This window comes from Noviherbaspirillum phoenicis (assembly GCF_047237965.1).
Lineage (GTDB): Bacteria > Pseudomonadota > Gammaproteobacteria > Burkholderiales > Burkholderiaceae_D > Noviherbaspirillum_A.
Genome location: NZ_JBDFLX010000005.1, coordinates 544,841 through 562,345, shown reverse-complemented (window position 1 = coordinate 562,345; position 17,505 = coordinate 544,841). Strand labels below are relative to the sequence as shown.

Sequence of the window (17,505 nt, the reverse complement as noted above, 5' to 3'; positions counted from 1 at the left end):
GGTCATTTCATGGATGCACTCCACATCGGGGTTAACGCCGGGCCTCAAAGCGCCCGGGTGAGCCGGTCGGGTGATTCGCCAGCGCGCGATTGCATTTCATTAACTGACGTCTCTTGCGCAATGAAGTCCTGGTAGGCAATCGCGATGCCCTGCTCAAGGCTGGTATGAGCATTCCATCCGGTGTCGGCCAGCCGTGATACGTCCAGCAGCTTTCTTGGCGTGCCATCAGGCTTGCTGCTGTCGAACTGAAGTGAACCCTCTACGCCGATTACCCGCATCACCATCATAGCCAGTTCGCGGATGGACAGGTCAATGCCCGTACCTACATTGAGCAGCGGTCCGGCATAGCCGGTTTCCATCAGATGAACACAGCACTCGGCAAGGTCGTCGACAAACAAGAATTCCCTGCGCGGTGTTCCACTACCCCAAAGAATGATCGACGCTTTCGACCCGGCTGCGCCCGGACCGACCACAAGCTGGCTGTTGTCGCGCTCGCAGCCAAGGCTGGAGAGTACCTCGTCGGGAATCCGACCGTAACGCCGTTCATTGCGCCGGATACCCGCAATATCGCCTTCCATTGCCAGACGTGCGAGATGCACCTTGCGTATCAGCGCCGGCAGGACGTGGCTGGCCTGCAGGTTATAGTTATCGCCGATGCCGTACAGGTTGGTTGGCATCACTGCGGCATACTCACGCCCATACTGGGATTTGTAACTCTCACACAACTTGATGCCGGCAATTTTGCCAATCGCATAGGGTTCGTTCGTTGGCTCCAGCGGACCGGTGAGCAAATACTCCTCGCGAATCGGCTGCGCACAGTCCCGGGGATAAATACAGCTCGATCCCAAAAACAGCAAACGGCTCACACCCGCTTCATGCGCCGCTTGAATCACGTTTGTTTCGATCACCAGGTTCTGATAGATAAAATCAGCGCGATAGACATTGTTGGCATGTATGCCGCCTACCTTCGCGGCGGCGAGGAAAATGAAATCCGGTTTTTCCGACAGCACGAATGCCCGCACCGCATGCTGATTCAGCAAATCAAGTTCCTCGCGCCTCCTGAAGAGAAGGTTATCGTAACCTCTTGCCTTCAGTCTGCGCACGATAGCCGAGCCGACCATGCCGCAATGGCCCGCAACATAGATTTTTGCGTTCTTGTGCATGGTGGACCTATTCAAAATGATCGTATGCAGGATAGCCGTTCTTTTTTACTAGCTCGTCACGAGAGGCGCTCCTCAGGTCCTCCATGACCATCTCCGCCACCAGTTTGTGGAAACTCGTGCGCGGCGTCCATCCAAGCCTTTCGCGTGCCTTGGTTGGATTGCCGAGTAAGGTGGCGACTTCAGTAGGTCTGAAATAGCGGCTGTCAACTTTTACCACTTCCTTTCCGTGGCGATCCACGCCAGCTTCCCCAACGCCGCTTCCCTTCCAGCGGATCGGCATGTCAAGCGCCTCAGCCGCCGCGTTGACAAAGTCACGCACGCTGTACTGCATGCCAGTAGCGATGACGAAATCATCCGCCTGCGCCTGCTGCAACATAAGCCATTGCATCTCGACATAGTCCTTCGCATGGCCCCAGTCACGCAATGCATCCAGATTGCCAAGATACAGACATGCCTGCAGGCCCAGCTTGATACGGGCAAGGGCGCGCGTGATTTTGCGGGTGACGAACGTCTCCCCGCGAAGCGGGCTTTCATGATTGAACAGGATGCCGTTGCACGCATACATGCCATACGCCTCGCGGTAATTTACCGTGATCCAGTAGCCATAAAGCTTGGCGACTGCATAGGGACTGCGTGGATAGAACGGCGTCCTCTCTGTCTGAGGCACTTCCTGAACGAGACCATATAGCTCTGAGGTCGATGCCTGATAGAAGCGCGTCTTCTGCTCCAGGCCAAGGATGCGAATGGCTTCCAGGATGCGCAGTGTACCGATGCCATCGGCATTCGCGGTGTATTCGGGAGTATCGAAGCTGACTGCCACGTGGCTCATCGCAGCCAGGTTGTAGATTTCATCAGGCTGCACCTGCTGCACAATGCGGATCAGGTTGGTCGAGTCAGTCAGATCACCATAATGCAAGAAGAAGGAGCGATTTGTGACATGCGGGTCCTGGTACAGGTGATCGATCCGATCCGTGTTAAACAGTGAGGCGCGTCGTTTGATTCCGTGGACCTCATATCCTTTCTTCAAAAGGAATTCGGCAAGATAGGCGCCATCCTGTCCGGTGACTCCGGTAATCAGTGCTCGCTTCGTCATTAGCAACTCCCTTGGCTAAGAATAACAACACAGTGGAAATGGAGACGAGAACCAAGCAGGGCGCAGGCATCCGGTTCGTGCTACTAACTATCGACCAGCACCGTGCCAATCATGCGCGCTCCGGATTCGGAAATTAGTTGGGCCGCCGCCTGCGCTTCACACACAGCGGTTCGATCACGCCGGAGCACCAACAGCACACCTTGTGAACGCTCGGCAAGCGATAGCGCGTCGACACATACCGAAAACGCTGGTGCATCGAACAACACAATGTCGTATGCGCGCACGACGGTACGTTGCAATAAATCGTGCGCATCGCGGGCAAACAATTCCTGAGGATTCGGCGGCAAGGTACCTGCCTGGAGTAAGGACAGGCCAGGAAACGGCGCGATGCGCGTGATCGCGGCATGTGCACTGCGTCCCGCCAGCATGTCTGCCAGGCCCGGTCGTTCCTGGATGCCAAAGATTCGACGCTGGCTCGGCTGGCGCAAGTTCGCATCGACCAGCAGCACATTCCTGCCAAGCTGCGAAAACGCGATGGCCAAGTTGGCAACAAACAGGCTGACGCCCTCCCCGCCTGACACCCCGGCGATCGTAAGCGTCTTCCGGCTTTCGTTGAACCAACGCAGCATAAGCTGGCTGCGGATGCTACGGACGGCTTCCGACTGTCGGCTAAACGGTTCATAGGCCATGCTGAGTTGCGTAGCAAGACTGCCGGCTCCGACAGGCATGACCGGATAGCCAAACTGGCGCGCCAGTGCACGATCAACGGCAACGCTATCAAGCAGGCCCAATGCTTGTGCAGCCTCTCCAAACCGCAAGCCTGTGGATTGCTGCTCCAGAATCACCTGGTCTCTTTGCTGCGTACTGAGCTGCCCGGATTCGACCAGCACAGCGCCTATAAGCGCGTTCCGATCAGCAACGGCCTGGTGCAATATAAATGTCTGGTCATTCATCGGCAACTCCGGTTGCATTGTGCTTAGTCGGCCTTGATTGAACGACATCGCAGGAATCAGGCACCTTGCCGCCACTGCACCACACCAAGCAATGGCGCATCCATTAAGTCAGCGACATCGCGTGCGCTTCGGAAACGGCGATCACATGTCTCCAGCAACAGGGCCAGGCCCGTGCCCATTACGACACCGAGCACAGATGCAGCAGCGATATTGAGCAGCAGCATGGGCGAACTATGTAAGGCAGGTGGTACCGCGGGACTGAGTATCACGACATCGGTCTGGCTTGCACGCGCTTCGAATCCGGTCTGCGTGCGGCGCTGTGTGGCCAATTCATATCCCCGCTGGGCCGTCTCTATCTCGGCGTTCAGCATCTTGAGTTTGTCCCGGTCCCTGTTCAGTTGCAGCACCCGGGCTTTCTGCGCTGCAAGCGCGCTGCGCAGTTCGGCTTCGCGCTGTTCCAGTATGCGTGCATTACCTGATACACCCTGGGAAGCGATTTTGATCTGCGCGTTCAAATTCTCGCGCAGGCTCTCCACCTCCGAGCTTGCGGCCTGGTATTGCGGATGATTGCGTTCCAGCTTGTGCGATATGTCAGCGAACTTCGCCTCTGCGACAGCGAGGCTGGCACGGAGATTTTGGATCAGCGAATTGGATTGCACGTCCGGCGACGTGCTCCCGTTCCCTCGCGCTTGCCGTCCTCGGAAGGTCGCTTCTGCCGCCTGGGCCTGCGCTATCACCAGTTGTGTCGCCATGTCGTTCAGGCGTCCGGTTTCGAGATCGAACTGGGATTCCCCGTTAATGATGCCGTATTCCTTCTGGTAAGCCGACAGCGCGTTGCGGGCGTTCTCCACCCGCTCACGCAGCTCAAGAATCTGACTGTCGAAGTAATCGGCTGCAATCCTGGCCGGCTCTGCTTTCAGTTGCATGCTGATCTGCTGATAAGCGCTTGCAAAACCATTTGCCACGCGAGCGGCGAGTTGCGGATTTTGGGCGCTGAACCGAATCTCGACCACGCTGCTATCGCGAGCCGAAATGGCTTGAAGCTTCTTCAGCAAACGTTGAGACAACCAGTCCGTGATGCCTTCCTTTGGCTCCTTGGGTTCGTCATAAGCCCTTCTGAAAAGGGGATCGTCCGCCAGTTTTAGCGACTCTATTACCTGCATTGCAACTCTAGGACTCTTGATGATGTCGACTTGCGTGGCGAGGTAAGCCGGCAGTAGCTGACCTGACATCGTCATGCCGGTCACCTGATTGGCGCCGGTGTAATTTAGAACAAGCGATGTGTTCGCCGTGTAGGTCTTTGGCAGTAACAGACTCGTCACCACCGCAATAGCAAGCGCAGTAGCTATGGTCGCAAGGACGATGCCATAGCGCGCTTTCAACACCATGAACAATCCGCGAAGGCTCATCATTTTTCTTCCTGTTAAAGGCAATGCGGGCGCTTCATTGCCGATTTCATCGATACTTCTTTACTTGGCTCACAGCCCCGGTCTGACACCGCGTGCCAGGGGCCGTCCCTGCCGCAGAGAAAAATCTGCAAACGCGTCGACTAGAACAGCGCCTCCTGCACATGGACAACGTCCTGCGTTTGAATCACCTCATCGCTGCCTACATCCCGCGCCAGCATCTTGCCGCTTGGGTCACGGCGCTTGATACGTATGCCTCTTTCCGTGCCGCGTTGATTGAGCCCACCAGCTACCGACAAGGCCTGAAGCACTGTCATGTCCTTCTCAAGACGGTACACCCCCGGCTGTTTCACCTCCCCATAGATATAGAAACGCGGTGCCCGCTCGACATAGATCACGTCGCCGGGCCGAATCTCTATGCCGGACCCGCTATCAGGGGAACGAACCGACTCGACTAGATTGACCACTTCACTTTTCTTCTTTCCCGGGCCGTTATGAATCACGGTGACGATGTCGCCTCCTTCGGCGCTGATTCCGCCGGCAAGCGCGAGAATATCGGCAATTTCCGGGGTGCCGTCGAGCGGATACCTGCCTGGGCGGTTCACCTGTCCAAGCACCGACACCTGCTGGCTTTGCAGCAAGGTCGGAAGGATGCTTACCCTCGGGTTTTTGATAAATCCGCCCTTTTCAAGTAATTCCTCGACTTTCTTGCCCACAGCTTGCGGAGACTCACCCGCAACATTTATTTGACCGATCAAAGGAAGCGCTATTTGCCCGTCCGGTTGTACCTTCGTATCCAATGTCAGATCAGCGTGCTCAAATACCAGAATCCGCAGCAAGTCGCCGACCCCCAGTTTGAGTTCAGTGGAATTGGCGATAGAAGAGAACATCAATACTGATGCAACAATAAGGATCTTCAGAGCCATTGTCATTTCGCTGTACCTTTGAAATAAAGACGTATTACACCGGACAACGTTATAGAATATTTGTCATTCACTAATCAGGCAGAGCCAAGTCTCTTTCTCATTTAAATTTCCTGTCCCATACCGCATTTTGTATTTCGCATTTCCGGCGAATTCTCAGGTTTTCGACCACCTCAAGCGAACGCTCAATTGCGGCAAACAAGCAAAATCCAATCATATAACATCGAAAATTATTGCGTATTACTTTAGAACGATACGATACTCTGAAAAATTTTTATTTTGTCTTAATCGCGCAAGAAAACTTCGGAATTCATCTCGGAAAAATTTGCGCTTTCTTCATATTTTTTTGCAAAAAAATTTATTACAACGAAAACTGGCTATGCACCCATCACCTTTGCTTTAATTCAATTCTCTCGAATCATGGAATTTTTTGCATCTTAGGCGGAAAAACAATGGAATAGAATCATTCCATGAAATATTGCAAGAACTTCATTCTGACGTCGACACCTTAGAATTTCTGTTGCATGCTTACCATCACACCGTTATTGGAATATCTCGAGAGTTCTACAGCGGATGACTTAGTGTTGTGAAAGACTGCCATTTGAACCGTCATATTACGTAATGGACGATATGTAACCCCTACTGTGAGATCATTTAAAGTATCTTCTCTTACTCCTGTAAATGATGAAGCTCTAGCACTGGTGAATTCTCGTCTCTGATGTTTGAGCTCAACCGCGATGGCTAATTTCTCGGACACATTCCAATTCGGCGTAATGCTGATTCCTTTGTTGATTGCATAAAGCGCATCCAAATAGTCAACTGCACTGATTTCACGCCATGCCGTGATATTCATATTGACCTGACTGGTGGGCTGCCATGCAATACGGAGACGCGCGTTAGCACCATTAAAATCCTTGCCGGGAGCTGTCTCTACCTTTCGGTACACTTTTCCCCCAACAAATTGAAACGATGTTTTATATGAAAGATTCCACTTGACGTCGCCTTTTATTTCATATTGAGCATAATTATTCGCGCCTGCGGCTTCTTGTAACTGACCCCAGTTCGGCAGGCTACCCTTGGTATAGCCGAACATAATCCCTGTTTTGCTATCAGTACGCCCCACATAGTCCAGCCGTGCTTCGCCACGGTTCTCAACGCGATCCGAAAATTGTTGAGACTGAAGATCATGGGTCAGTTGATAGCGGCTGACACCGGTTTGGAATGCCCAACTTGGATGAAAGAGCCAACTGCCATCCAAATAATTGCGCTGCTCCGTTCGCAGGTTTTTTTCTAACTCATGGAAATCTGTGAAGGGCGCAAGTGTCCTCAGATAGGTCGCACCAAAGTTTCCCGAGAAATGACTACCTAGATTCCACTTCCAGTTGGCCATCAGGTCTACACCGTTAAAATCGAGTTGTTTAAAATCTTGGTATCTAGTCAGATTCTCTTTTATCCAGCCGGTGAAATTCTGGCGGCTGTAGTCGATATCGATCAGCACGCCCATTTCTAGTCTATGGCTGACATCCGAAAGTTTTTTCTGTTCAGTACCATTCTTCGAATGCAGCGTATCAGGCAGGCGTAAAACATTGTCTTGATAAAGAGTCGAATATTCAACGAATGGCTGGAATGTATGTGCCGTTTCGGCATATGCCATTCCAGCAACCGTCATGCCCGCTGTGATGAACATGACACTGATTATTTTGCAATGAAGAGAAACCAAATCCTGCTGCATGTGGAATGTTTTTAATTTTTCGATGCACATCTTTATGGTAGTAGAAGATTGGTATAAAAAGTTCCATATCACGAAGCATTGATGACATTGCAGATGCATCAGGATCAGCGTTTAATCCAAAAAAGCTCTTTTACCGACTCATGGCGTTCTGGCGGGAATACGAGAATGTTTGCGTTCTTAGCAGCGATTGAGCTGGACGTGGCCTAGTCATGGCTGCAGGCCACGTCTCTTTTCACCGACTGCAGTCCCGATTGCCTTATGGAATTTTCACTTTTTCACAGCACGCACGCAGCGAATCATTCTTCATTCCACGGTCGCTGAGATTTGTTTCTTTTTGTTTATTTTGTATGCCTGTCACCAGCTTGTGTTCCTGCATACATGAAATTGAATAGATTCACCAAGAACATTCATTTCCATAAGACCATTTTGTCACTAACCAATGGCTGGTCCGTAAATGTTAAATGGAATTTCTTCAATATTCGCCTTTCAAGGAAAGTTCTGGATGAATACGAGAAAAATCGAAACCGGTTACGTCCGCCTGGTGATGGTTGCGGGCCTTGCCGCGCTGCTCGGCGCCTCTGGAGCCGGTTCGGCAATTGATACGACTGCTCTAAAGAACGCAGGGCTCCCCAACGACACTAGCAACCACAATTCCGCTTCCAGCCTGGGCGCGAATCCAACGGGGCTGCCTTATAAAGCACCTGACTTGAGCGCTGTCGCTGTTCCGAGTCAATTCTTCGGGATGCATGTTATTGCCCAAAGTTACGTTGGCTGGCCCTCCGTGGCCTTCGGTACGCAACGTATTTGGGACAATTATCCCGGCACCAACTGGAAAGACCTCAACCCCGCCCCAGGCCAGTACAACTGGGCCAGCCTGGACACCCTGGTCGCCGACTCGCTTTCCCGAGGCGTAGAAATGGTTTATACCTTTGGGTATGTGCCAACGTGGGCATCGACTAATCCGACCGGCACGTGCAATGGCGCTGCGAACGGGACCTGTTTTGCACCCTACGCAGAAGCCTGGCTTCATTTCGTTACCGAAATCACCTCCCGCTATAAAGGCAAGATCAAGTATTGGGAATTGTGGAATGAACCCAATGCCGCCAACTACTGGCAGGGTTCCATGAACCAGATGGTGGCCATGGCGAGAGCCGCTTATCCCGTGATTAAAGACGCGGGAGGCATAGTCCTGACGCCGGCGCCACAGGGAACGAACGCGTATCGGTGGACCGGCGCCTACTTTGCCGCAGGAGGTGCCGCCTATAGTGATATCACCAGCTTCCACGGCTATCTTTACGGCCCGCCCGAATCTCTGAGCAATTTGATTGACAGCATGCGTGCGATTCAAAGCAGGTATGGCATATCCGACCAGCCGTTGTGGGACACTGAGCACAGTTGGGGCAGTTCCACGTGGCCCATGGGAGCTGATCCTAGCCAGCAGTCTGCGTGGCTGGCACGCTATATCGCCCTGAGCTACTCGAAAGGTGTCGCGCGCAGCTTTTGGTATGCCTGGGATTCCGCGGAATGGGGTGGTCTGTACGATAAGCTCAATAAACAGGAGCTTAAGCCCGGGGTCGCTTACCGCGAAGTCTACAAATGGATGACAGGCGCGCGCTTCACGCCTTGCGTAGCGAACGATGAGGTGTATCAGTGCCATATCACACGCGCTAACGGGTATCAGGCAGTGATGGTATGGAGCACGGGAGAAACCTCGACCTTCGTTGCCCCATCCGGTATGGTCCGCATGCGTACACTCAGTGGTCCTAGCGCGGCGGTTACCGGCGGCCAAACCGTGACCATCGGCATGGAGCCCGTCCTGCTTGAAAGTCGATAAGTCGCAATGGCGATCAAACCGATGGCATCGGGCCTTACTGCACGGCAGTATAGGATGCAGTACTGTTATTGGCCGGTGTAGGGACGTTACACGGAGCCGCGGTGCCAGCGGCTGCCCGGGAAGCAGTGCACCGGCACTCGCGCCGTCAGGCGCAGCCCGCAGTCCGTTCAGTGGCCCGGCTGTGTGCAAGTTAGCCATGTGAAGGAACGGTACTGGCTGGTGCGGAGGCGGGCTCTCCATTGGGTTGTCCTTGAATGAATGAGACGAGATGTGAAGCCACGGCATCGCTTTCAAACCTGCACAGAAATCCGCTTCGTGCCGCCGCGCCAGCGTCCGACATGCGTTCTGGAGAGCTCAGCCATTCAACAATGACCTGTGCAGCACTTGCCGGATCGGCATGCCCGATCAGGCGTCCATTGACGCCATCCTCCACTATTTCAGGCACACCGCCCGCGGGCGTGGCAAATACCGGCACGCCATACGCCAGCGCTTCTACCAAAGTCATTGGCAGATTTTCCTGCAGCGCGACATGGACGCATGCCCGATGGTGTGCAATCAAACCGGCAGCATTTGGAACAAAACCCGTGAAGCGCACCAGATGCGCTACACCAAGATCACGCGTCTTTTTCTGCAACATGGCACGGTCCGGGCCATCGCCAACAATGCTGACACGAAGTTCATGGCCAGCCCGCAGCGCGGCTGCCACAATATCGATCAGATAGCCTTGATTCTTGCGTGGTTCAAGGGTGCCGATGCAAATCAGATCTGCATCCGGCATGCCCTTGGCCGGTCCGGGGTCTTTTATGAAGTTTGGCAGGACCACATTCGGAATCTGGCATAGGTCCGGATAGCGAGCAAACAAGGTGCGCCGCATGAATTCCGATACGAAGACCAAGCCGTCTACGCGCTTCAGCACGGAGGCCTCGAACTGTCGTATCGCGCGGTACATCCTGTCAGAGCGCTTCATCAAGCCCTTTCCCACCCATTCTTCTGCCTGCGAGTCATTGAAATGCACCGCGAGTATCACCCGTTGTGAAGCACTGCTCCTTGCCCTGAGCGCGGCGCTGGCTGAGGAAAGGCACTGGGCGTAGATGGCCACGTCGGAACGCTTCATCAGTTCCCGACGCAGCACCCGCAGCAAAAATGCCTCGTGCCAAGTCATGTGCCACCAGACGCCCGCCGTCGCCATCAATGGCGCAATCAACTTGCGCATTCCAAAGACCGGATAGAGCTGCCACGCTGACGCCGCGAAAGGTGTCAGCACCACATTCGGAAGCCGGCGGGCATTCAAATAAGCCTCGAACGCCCGCACGTGCGTCTGCAAGCCGGTCGTGCCGTGGTAACGCATCAATGATGCAATTGCAATGGTGGACGCCGAATTTGCAGCTGTGGTGACGACATCCTCGTCTATGCCGTTCCCAGGTTTACTCATCATTGTCGGAATGGACATGCAGGGCTCGTGGGGTAGCTTTGCTTGCTGTACTTTCATTTGTCAGAGCGAAGTCCCGACCGCCTGACGTACCTTGAATGGCCTCGCGATAGATAGTCAGCAGCATTTGATGGTTTTTTTCCGGTGTGAACTTCTCAATGTATGTGTCGCGTGCGTTGCGCCCCATGTGCTGCATCTCATCGGGGTGCGTCTCAGCCCAGGCGATTACTCGAGCGAGGTCGCCGTCCGACCCGGGATCGAAAAGCAGGCCGTTGTACCCTTCCTGCACCAGTTCCTGCATTGCCCCAAGACGACTGGCAATGACAGGCAGACCACATGCGAACGCCTCGATCAATACCAGTCCGAAGGTTTCGTACCAGATGCTTGGCATCACAAGGAAAGCGGCGCGGCGCATTTCGGCTAGTACGTCTTCACGGCTCATCGCACCCAGCACAAGTACGCCAGGCTGCGCCTGCAAGCAAGCCATTCTGGGACCGTCCCCAATGACGCGAATCCGTTTGCCCGGAAGCCGATGCAATGCGGCGAGTAACACCTCGATGCCTTTTTCGGACGAAATTCTTCCAACGAAAAGCCCGCCGCTGCGGGGCAATGCAGATGGGGCTGCATCGACGTTAACAAAGTTGGGCTTAATCGCAATCCTTTCGGCAGGAAGCCCTCCCTCAATGAACTTGTCGCGGCAAAAGCCATTTAAAGCGATATAACGTGCGACCTTGTTTCGGTAAGTGCCCAAGCGTGCATGGAGCATCAGCATCCCTGTCACCACACCGGACTGCACCGTCGATCCGCGATAGCAGCGGTGCACCACGCTACGCCAGGGTGACCGCGCAAGACAAGCTTCGCAGATCTTTCCGTCCCTGAGAAACATCGCCTGTGGACATAAGAGGCGGAAATTGTGCAAGGTCTGCACCACCGGTGTTGCGCCAGCAGACCACAAGAGCGAAGGCGATATAAGCGGGAAGGTATTGTGCACATGGATGACGTCCGGTCGGAACGCCGGAAGCAGCTGGTCGATATCTTTTGTTGTCCGGTTAGACCACAGCGCCTGTGCTGCCATGCGCAGGTTGAAGATACCGCCGATTTCTTCATTATGCCGACGATAAACATGTACTTCATGGCCGTACTGGCGCAGCAGCGCAACTTCTGCCTGCACTACGGCGTCTTCTCCACCGTGCCACTGGTAGCTGTTGTGCGCGACGAGAATCCGTAAGGACATTTTCATTTGATCGCAATAAAGAAATGCGGATTAAGAACAGGCGGTGGCTAGATCTCGGTCGCGCTGACGAAGAACCTGGAGGATTCTCGCAGAAGCGCTCGGTTTACCACTGTCCGCTCTTGGACTTCCCGGGTAAGCGGTCGTTTCGGTCAACCGCACGCATGCCTGCTATCAATGTCTGCTCCGTTTCCTCACCCTTCAGAAGCAGCAGCACTGCCTGCAGCATGCCTACGAGCATCCAGTAGGCGCCCGCCAAGTTTGGCGCATTCAGTATGGGGTTGAAGGAACATGTGAATACACCGGCAAAGACCATGACAATAAGAGTATGCAGGTCGAACACCATTCCCGCATGCATGCGCGAAAGCGGAGTGGCAATATCGACGTACCGTCTTGCGAGACGCAGGTAAATAGCGCCCCAAAGCCCTAGTGCAATAACTCCGCCGTTGGCAAGGATGTCGAGGATATCGCTATGCGTGGGCAGCACCTGGGTATCGACGGCGACCTCGTAGACGCCGAACAATTCTGAGGCCGGCCCGGTGAAGCCATTGCCAACGACCGGCGAGGCCAGAAACTTGTTCCAAGCCCTCTCATAGGTGACTAGCCGGTATTCCGGGTTACCCGACGGTACGCCACCTTGTTTCGATTCCTTCAGATAGAGATAGCTGGCCGCCAGCGTAAGCAATAAGGCAGCCGCCACAATCAGACTGTTCCAGCATACGGCCCAACGGGTGACCGTGTCCCTCGTACTGTTCCTTAGCTCGCGCAGACGCAGGAGGGCCATGTAAGCGATGGAGATCAGGAACACCAGATAAGCGGTATTCTTCCGTGCAGCGATGGTGACGACGATCAGGAACACCATCGCTGATGCCTTGCCAAACCCCGATCGCGCCGCAAGGATCACAAACATCAAGGCCGGCAATACAATGTGCTCCGCGTTATGGAAACGAAAGATCACACCGTTCCCAATTTCAGCGATCTGCGTCAGCGCGGCAATGATGGCCCAGAATAAAAAAATATGGAGGACCATACGCACCATCTTGTGCGGGGCGCGGCTTCTTAGAATAAGCCACGCAGTGACCGGCGCCAACAGGGGAAACAGGCCCATCGTCGCAAATGAATTCGGGATTCCGTCCATGACTCTTGCGACGATGCTGCCGCCAAGTGCGAATGCTGTAAAGCAGAAAAGCACACGGTTATCGCGCCACAACTCCCTGATCATTACTTGCCGCACAGGACTGGAAAATAGCAGGGCGCCTGAAACGCTCAGGAGCAGGCCGGGAAAAAGCACAGCAAGCGGCACGTGCTTGACCAACGGCGTGTTGTCCAACCCAAGCAGCAGGGGATCTATTGCCCAGAAAACGAAAAACGCGACGCCGACCAGGAACCAGTACTCGCTCATGACGAGTTCGTTGCTGCCCGCAGCAGTCGCCTTTGCATACCGGGCTGTCGCAGCCAGCTGATGGTCAGTCATCATCCAGCCACATCTTGGATAAGCAGACGCTAAGCTTTATACGAGCCGGTACCCCAGCAACCTGCGCGAGAAGGCCGCTTCTTCGGCGCAGCGGCCGAATAGTCGATTCGATATCACGGGGAGTATAGGAAAACATCAGCGGTGCGCCCGCTCAAGACCAATTCGACAAAGCCGGCGTCTGATACCGCTGAAGCCACAGCAGCACATCAGCGGGCACCTGTGCCCAATAGCTGCCGGTAGCGCATTTGCTGATGATGCGCAGGGTTCTGGCGAACTCGTGCAGTACCGGTCTTAGGCAACGGTGGCGAGCAAAACGGCTGCCGCGCTTCGTCACCAGACTGCCTTCCCGACGCCCACGCTTTTTCCACTTTCCAGCCAGGGTTTTTTGCTCGGAATAATGGCGCATGCAAGACAGGTATTTGGGAATATGTCCAATTGCGGTGACTGCAGAAAACCTTTCCCAAAGGTCATTGTCCATCGCAATGCTGTAATAAGGCCTGATTCCCCCGACCTTCTTGTAAAGGCTTCTACGCCAGAACATCGAGGGCTGGGGCACATAGTTGTGGTCGTGAAGGAAAACGAAGCGGTTAAAGCCCATCTCGCGTTTTGGCCTAATTGGGTTGCCGTCGATGTCGATCCATATCGAATCTCCAAATGCTGCCTGAATTTCAGGATTTTCATGAAAAAAGGTGGCTACTGCATTTAAGGCACCGGGTAACAGCAGATCGTCCGAACACAGCCATCCGCAGATGTCTCCGGTAGCTTGCGCGAAACCCTTGATCAGCGCGTGCGACTGCCCCCGATCCCGTTCCGACACCCACCAGGAAAGCGCAGACGCATGGCGCTCTATGATCGCAAGGCTTCCATCCGTAGACCCGCCGTCAGCCACGATGTATTGAAGCTTTGGATAAGCTTGGTCAAGCACTGACCGTATTGTGGCGTCAAGAAAGCGGGCCTGCTGGTAGGAGCAGGTCACTAGAGAAATCGACGGCAGCGCCTTTTCATCCATGACACAACTTTCTGTTCGAGTGGGCAAAATACGGCATGCGATCTGTTAAATCGGAATCTCTTCAATGTAACTACCGACAGCGTGCAACTTCAGCTAAATGAATTACACCAATAATTTTTTGAAAAACTTTGCACTCAATCTATCATAGGGTTTTCATCAAAGCAATCAATAAAAGATCAGAGCATTAGCATTACAAATACGTTGCCATTTCACTTAATATACATCCCAAGTCAAGAAATACATTCGCTAAATGTCACAGAAATAGCCCGAAATATTTATCGTTTTCGTCAGATTTCGAAAGATATCGTAAGATAATTCCCTGAATGCACTCTTCATCTAAGTCGACCCGTCTTAGAATTTACAGAATATTGGACTAGACCATGGAGCGTTTAAATATATCAACCTATCTTACCTTCCCCGCCAAGTCGTTTTTTGAAACTCGGATGATATTAACAATGTAATAGTTTTACAAACGATCAGATCGTGCGTTGGCAAGAAATGCATATCTCATCATTGGACATGAAAACTTTCTTCCCGCAGGAATTGGCATTCGACTGAAGCTATATTTCAGGAAAGATAAAATAAACAGATGGAAAATTCACATGCTGTTGCCTTGCAATCAAGGGTTGTAAATCTCAAAGTGCTGATAAAAACATTCTGGGGAAAGAAAAAGTCTACATCTGATTGGATAAAATTCAAGATTATTGAAAAGGATCTAGATAATCTCCTCAAAAGCATACGCTGCCATAACGAAAGGAAAGTGCCAGAGCGCGTATTGATCATACCATGCGATCCATGGACTGTCGGCGGCTCAAAGGGCGATGAAGCGATGATCTGGTCTGCAGTCACGCAGATACGAAAGACGCATCCAAATATACTAATCGGCATTCCAACCGGGACGGATGCAGCAGACCAAAAAGTCAGGGCTTGGGGATTTGAAGCATTGCCGATCTGGGGAAAATACTGGCAACTCAAGAACATTCGAAAAGCTATTTATCAATTTTCTCCAGATTGCCTTCTAATACTTGGCGCTGACGTCCTTGATGGCTGCTACGGAGAATTGCAGGCACTGAAAATGCTGACGACCGCCGATTTATGCATCAGGTCCGGCATAAAAACCATCCTTCTTGGTTTTAGCTTCAACAGTCGGCCTAGCAAGAGATTGCTTTCCGTTTTTCGGAAATTAGACAAACGTATTTTGTTTAATCTGAGAGATATTATCTCGGTAAAGAACTTCGAAAACTTCACCCAAAGAGAGGCTCGCCTTGTGGCAGATATTGCCTTTCTTCTCGCGCCTGATGGCAACACCTGTTCCACGCGAACTATTCGAGAGTGGTGCGAAAGACGCCATGCAGAAGGCGACCTGGTGCTGGCAATTAACGTTCACCCCATGCTACTTGGCGAAAAATTTCGCTCAAGCTTGCCATTATTCATGCGCGCCGTAACTGAAGGAATTTCCTCCACAATAAAGAAAAGAAAAGTGAGCGTTTTGTTGGTTCCACATGATTACCGTGGAGAGTTAGGTGACAACGTTTATCTCAGTGAGATTGCTATAGCGCTGAACGGTAATTTTCCAGAAAAGGTTTTTTATCCGAAAGAACAGTTGACGGCAGCGGAACTCAAGGCCGTTGCCGGAATGGTTGATGGTATATTCACCGGGAGGATGCATTTTGCAATTGCCGGTTTTGGGATGGAAACGCCGGTAATGGCAGTTACGTATCAGGACCAGAAATTCCACGGTTTATTTGCTCATTTTGATATGCCCGAGTCGCTTTTGTTGCTGGCCAAAGACATCATCGAAGCTAACATCCTTGCTGCGGCGATAGACGATTTCCTTGGCAAGCTTCCCACGCTTCGCAGACAGATACAGAGCAGGCTGCCGACTGTGATGGCGGCGGCTCGTATGAACTTGGAAGGATTTATTTGAAAAATCTGATTGCGGATGCAGCATTTAGTGGCGCATGCGTTCAAGCCGCTAACTGATGCTGCATTCTCTCCATGGCATGTATCCGAACCAATATCATCATTGCCTGCACCGCCGCGGTAATTGCGGCGTTAAAAGAGGCAGCAATTGCGGCTCCATAGATACCGTATAAATAAACCAGACAAATTCCGCCAGTAAATGTCCATATTGCACCGGCCAGATTTGCAAAAAAAGAAGCGCGCATATCGAGCATTGCATAGGAATAGCAGCCTAAAACAGCTCCAAGAAAAAGAAAAAAAGATGCCGGCAGCAACAATCTCAAAATGGTACTTGATGAATCATAAATTCCGCCATAAATAATATTCATCAGTAAGGGAGTAAGAAGATATACAAGGACAACAAGTATTAAACCGACCAGCGCCGTTCGTATGACGGTGGCTTTCAAATGCTGCTTTAAATTTTCCACCCCGAATTCATTCAAAACCCTCGACGCTTGCAGAGGCAGATAATTATCTACCGCCTGAACCGGCAGATTGACAGCTCTCAGCACAATTGTGCACGCTGAATAGCTTGCAACCGCCGCCGGACCGAGAAACGAAATAAATATTGGATAAACTTGGGCAGACAACCATATTACAAAGATGCTGAGACAAATCCATTTCGACACAGCCCAGTGTTCCATCAATACATCTTTGATAGAGAATGCGGGGAAATTCCCAATAAAAACTCGCTTTTTTTTCCTTGCAATTATCAGATCAATGGCAAAAGCACCCAGCGATGTCATTGCCATGATGAGGAACACCTTTTCGGCACTGATTTCATAGTTAGCGATAAAAATCGCCGTTAAAATTGTTTGCCCGCCATAGCTGACGAGATCGGATAACAGGGCTAATTCAAGATTTCTGGTGCAATACCAGTATCGACGCATCGTGTCCTGAAAAAAACTGCATATTAAATAGACGGACCCGGAAAAAATTATTCCAAAATCGTTGAAAAGAAAAACTGCGGCACCAATCAGAAAAAATATACCTATTGGCGCAGTACCAAGGTTTGCTAACAATACGACGGCATGACGACTATGCATGCCCAACGCAGTGTCCTTTGCCGCCAGCATTTCCATGGGTCGTGTCAACATGGCCCGATGAAAATTTGAAAGAAAGTAAATGATCAGCATGGCTAGGCTGAAGAGGCCGAATTGTGTTGTCGGCAGATTTTTCCCGACGTAAATCAGCAAGATGAAATTACATCCTGAAACCAAGACCTGATCCGTGAAAGCAAGCGACTTATCTGATCCAAGGTATTTCAGGACTACTTTCATCGCGTCTCCACCGAAG

Annotated in this window: 13 protein-coding genes; 2 read left to right on the top strand and 11 right to left on the bottom strand. The window is 52.2% G+C overall.

Annotated features, from left to right (window positions below; translation table 11 throughout):
• Positions 1-44 precede the first annotated feature (44 nt).
• From ABC383_RS28005 to epsL, 6 genes are all read right to left on the bottom strand, one after another.
• The gene (locus tag ABC383_RS28005) at positions 45-1,163 is read right to left on the bottom strand and encodes a GDP-L-fucose synthase family protein (RefSeq protein WP_413019270.1); all 1,119 of its coding nucleotides are present in this window, start codon (positions 1,161-1,163) and stop codon (positions 45-47) included.
• Between the two features lie 7 nt (positions 1,164-1,170).
• A complete protein-coding gene (gmd, locus tag ABC383_RS28000) occupies positions 1,171-2,256 on the bottom strand; it encodes a GDP-mannose 4,6-dehydratase (RefSeq protein ID WP_413019268.1) in 1,086 nt (361 codons plus the stop codon).
• A gap of 83 nt (positions 2,257-2,339) precedes the next feature.
• The gene (locus ABC383_RS27995; RefSeq protein WP_413019266.1) at positions 2,340-3,209 is read right to left on the bottom strand and encodes a polysaccharide biosynthesis tyrosine autokinase; all 870 of its coding nucleotides are present in this window, start codon (positions 3,207-3,209) and stop codon (positions 2,340-2,342) included.
• Positions 3,210-3,265: 56 nt separating this feature from the next.
• A complete protein-coding gene (gene epsF / locus ABC383_RS27990) occupies positions 3,266-4,621 on the bottom strand; it encodes a chain length determinant protein EpsF (RefSeq protein WP_413019264.1) in 1,356 nt (451 codons plus the stop codon).
• Between the two features lie 137 nt (positions 4,622-4,758).
• The gene (gene epsE, locus ABC383_RS27985) at positions 4,759-5,541 is read right to left on the bottom strand and encodes a polysaccharide export protein EpsE (RefSeq protein ID WP_413019263.1); all 783 of its coding nucleotides are present in this window, start codon (positions 5,539-5,541) and stop codon (positions 4,759-4,761) included.
• A 505-nt stretch (positions 5,542-6,046) separates the two neighbouring features.
• A complete protein-coding gene (gene epsL, locus ABC383_RS27980; protein ID WP_413019261.1) occupies positions 6,047-7,300 on the bottom strand; it encodes an XrtB/PEP-CTERM-associated polysaccharide biosynthesis outer membrane protein EpsL in 1,254 nt (417 codons plus the stop codon).
• 472 nt (positions 7,301-7,772) lie between these two features.
• On the opposite strand from epsL, the gene ABC383_RS27975 reads away from it, so the two are divergent.
• Entirely contained in the window at positions 7,773-9,104 is a 1,332-nt protein-coding gene (locus ABC383_RS27975; RefSeq protein ID WP_413019259.1) for a hypothetical protein, read from the top strand.
• A gap of 190 nt (positions 9,105-9,294) precedes the next feature.
• Here ABC383_RS27975 and ABC383_RS27970 read toward each other — a convergent pair whose 3' ends face one another.
• From ABC383_RS27970 to ABC383_RS27955, 4 genes are all read right to left on the bottom strand, one after another.
• On the bottom strand, positions 9,295-10,554 hold the full coding sequence (locus tag ABC383_RS27970; protein ID WP_413019257.1) for a glycosyltransferase family 4 protein: 1,260 nt from the start codon (positions 10,552-10,554) through the stop codon (positions 9,295-9,297).
• Positions 10,529-11,773, bottom strand: a complete 1,245-nt coding sequence (locus ABC383_RS27965) for a glycosyltransferase family 4 protein (protein ID WP_413019255.1) — start codon at positions 11,771-11,773, stop codon at positions 10,529-10,531. Before ABC383_RS27965 ends, ABC383_RS27970 begins: the two co-directional genes overlap by 26 nt.
• A 97-nt stretch (positions 11,774-11,870) precedes the next feature.
• The gene (locus ABC383_RS27960) at positions 11,871-13,241 is read right to left on the bottom strand and encodes an O-antigen ligase family protein (protein WP_413019254.1); all 1,371 of its coding nucleotides are present in this window, start codon (positions 13,239-13,241) and stop codon (positions 11,871-11,873) included.
• A 148-nt stretch (positions 13,242-13,389) separates the two neighbouring features.
• The gene (locus ABC383_RS27955; protein ID WP_413019252.1) at positions 13,390-14,247 is read right to left on the bottom strand and encodes a glycosyltransferase family 2 protein; all 858 of its coding nucleotides are present in this window, start codon (positions 14,245-14,247) and stop codon (positions 13,390-13,392) included.
• A 589-nt stretch (positions 14,248-14,836) separates the two neighbouring features.
• On the opposite strand from ABC383_RS27955, the gene ABC383_RS27950 reads away from it, so the two are divergent.
• Positions 14,837-16,174, top strand: a complete 1,338-nt coding sequence (locus ABC383_RS27950) for a polysaccharide pyruvyl transferase family protein (protein WP_413019251.1) — start codon at positions 14,837-14,839, stop codon at positions 16,172-16,174.
• A 40-nt stretch (positions 16,175-16,214) separates the two neighbouring features.
• On the opposite strand, the gene ABC383_RS27945 is transcribed toward ABC383_RS27950, so the two are convergent.
• Positions 16,215-17,489 (bottom strand): lipopolysaccharide biosynthesis protein, encoded by a 1,275-nt coding sequence (locus ABC383_RS27945; RefSeq protein WP_413019249.1) that lies wholly within the window; start codon positions 17,487-17,489, stop codon positions 16,215-16,217.
• Positions 17,490-17,505: the final 16 nt, after the last annotated feature.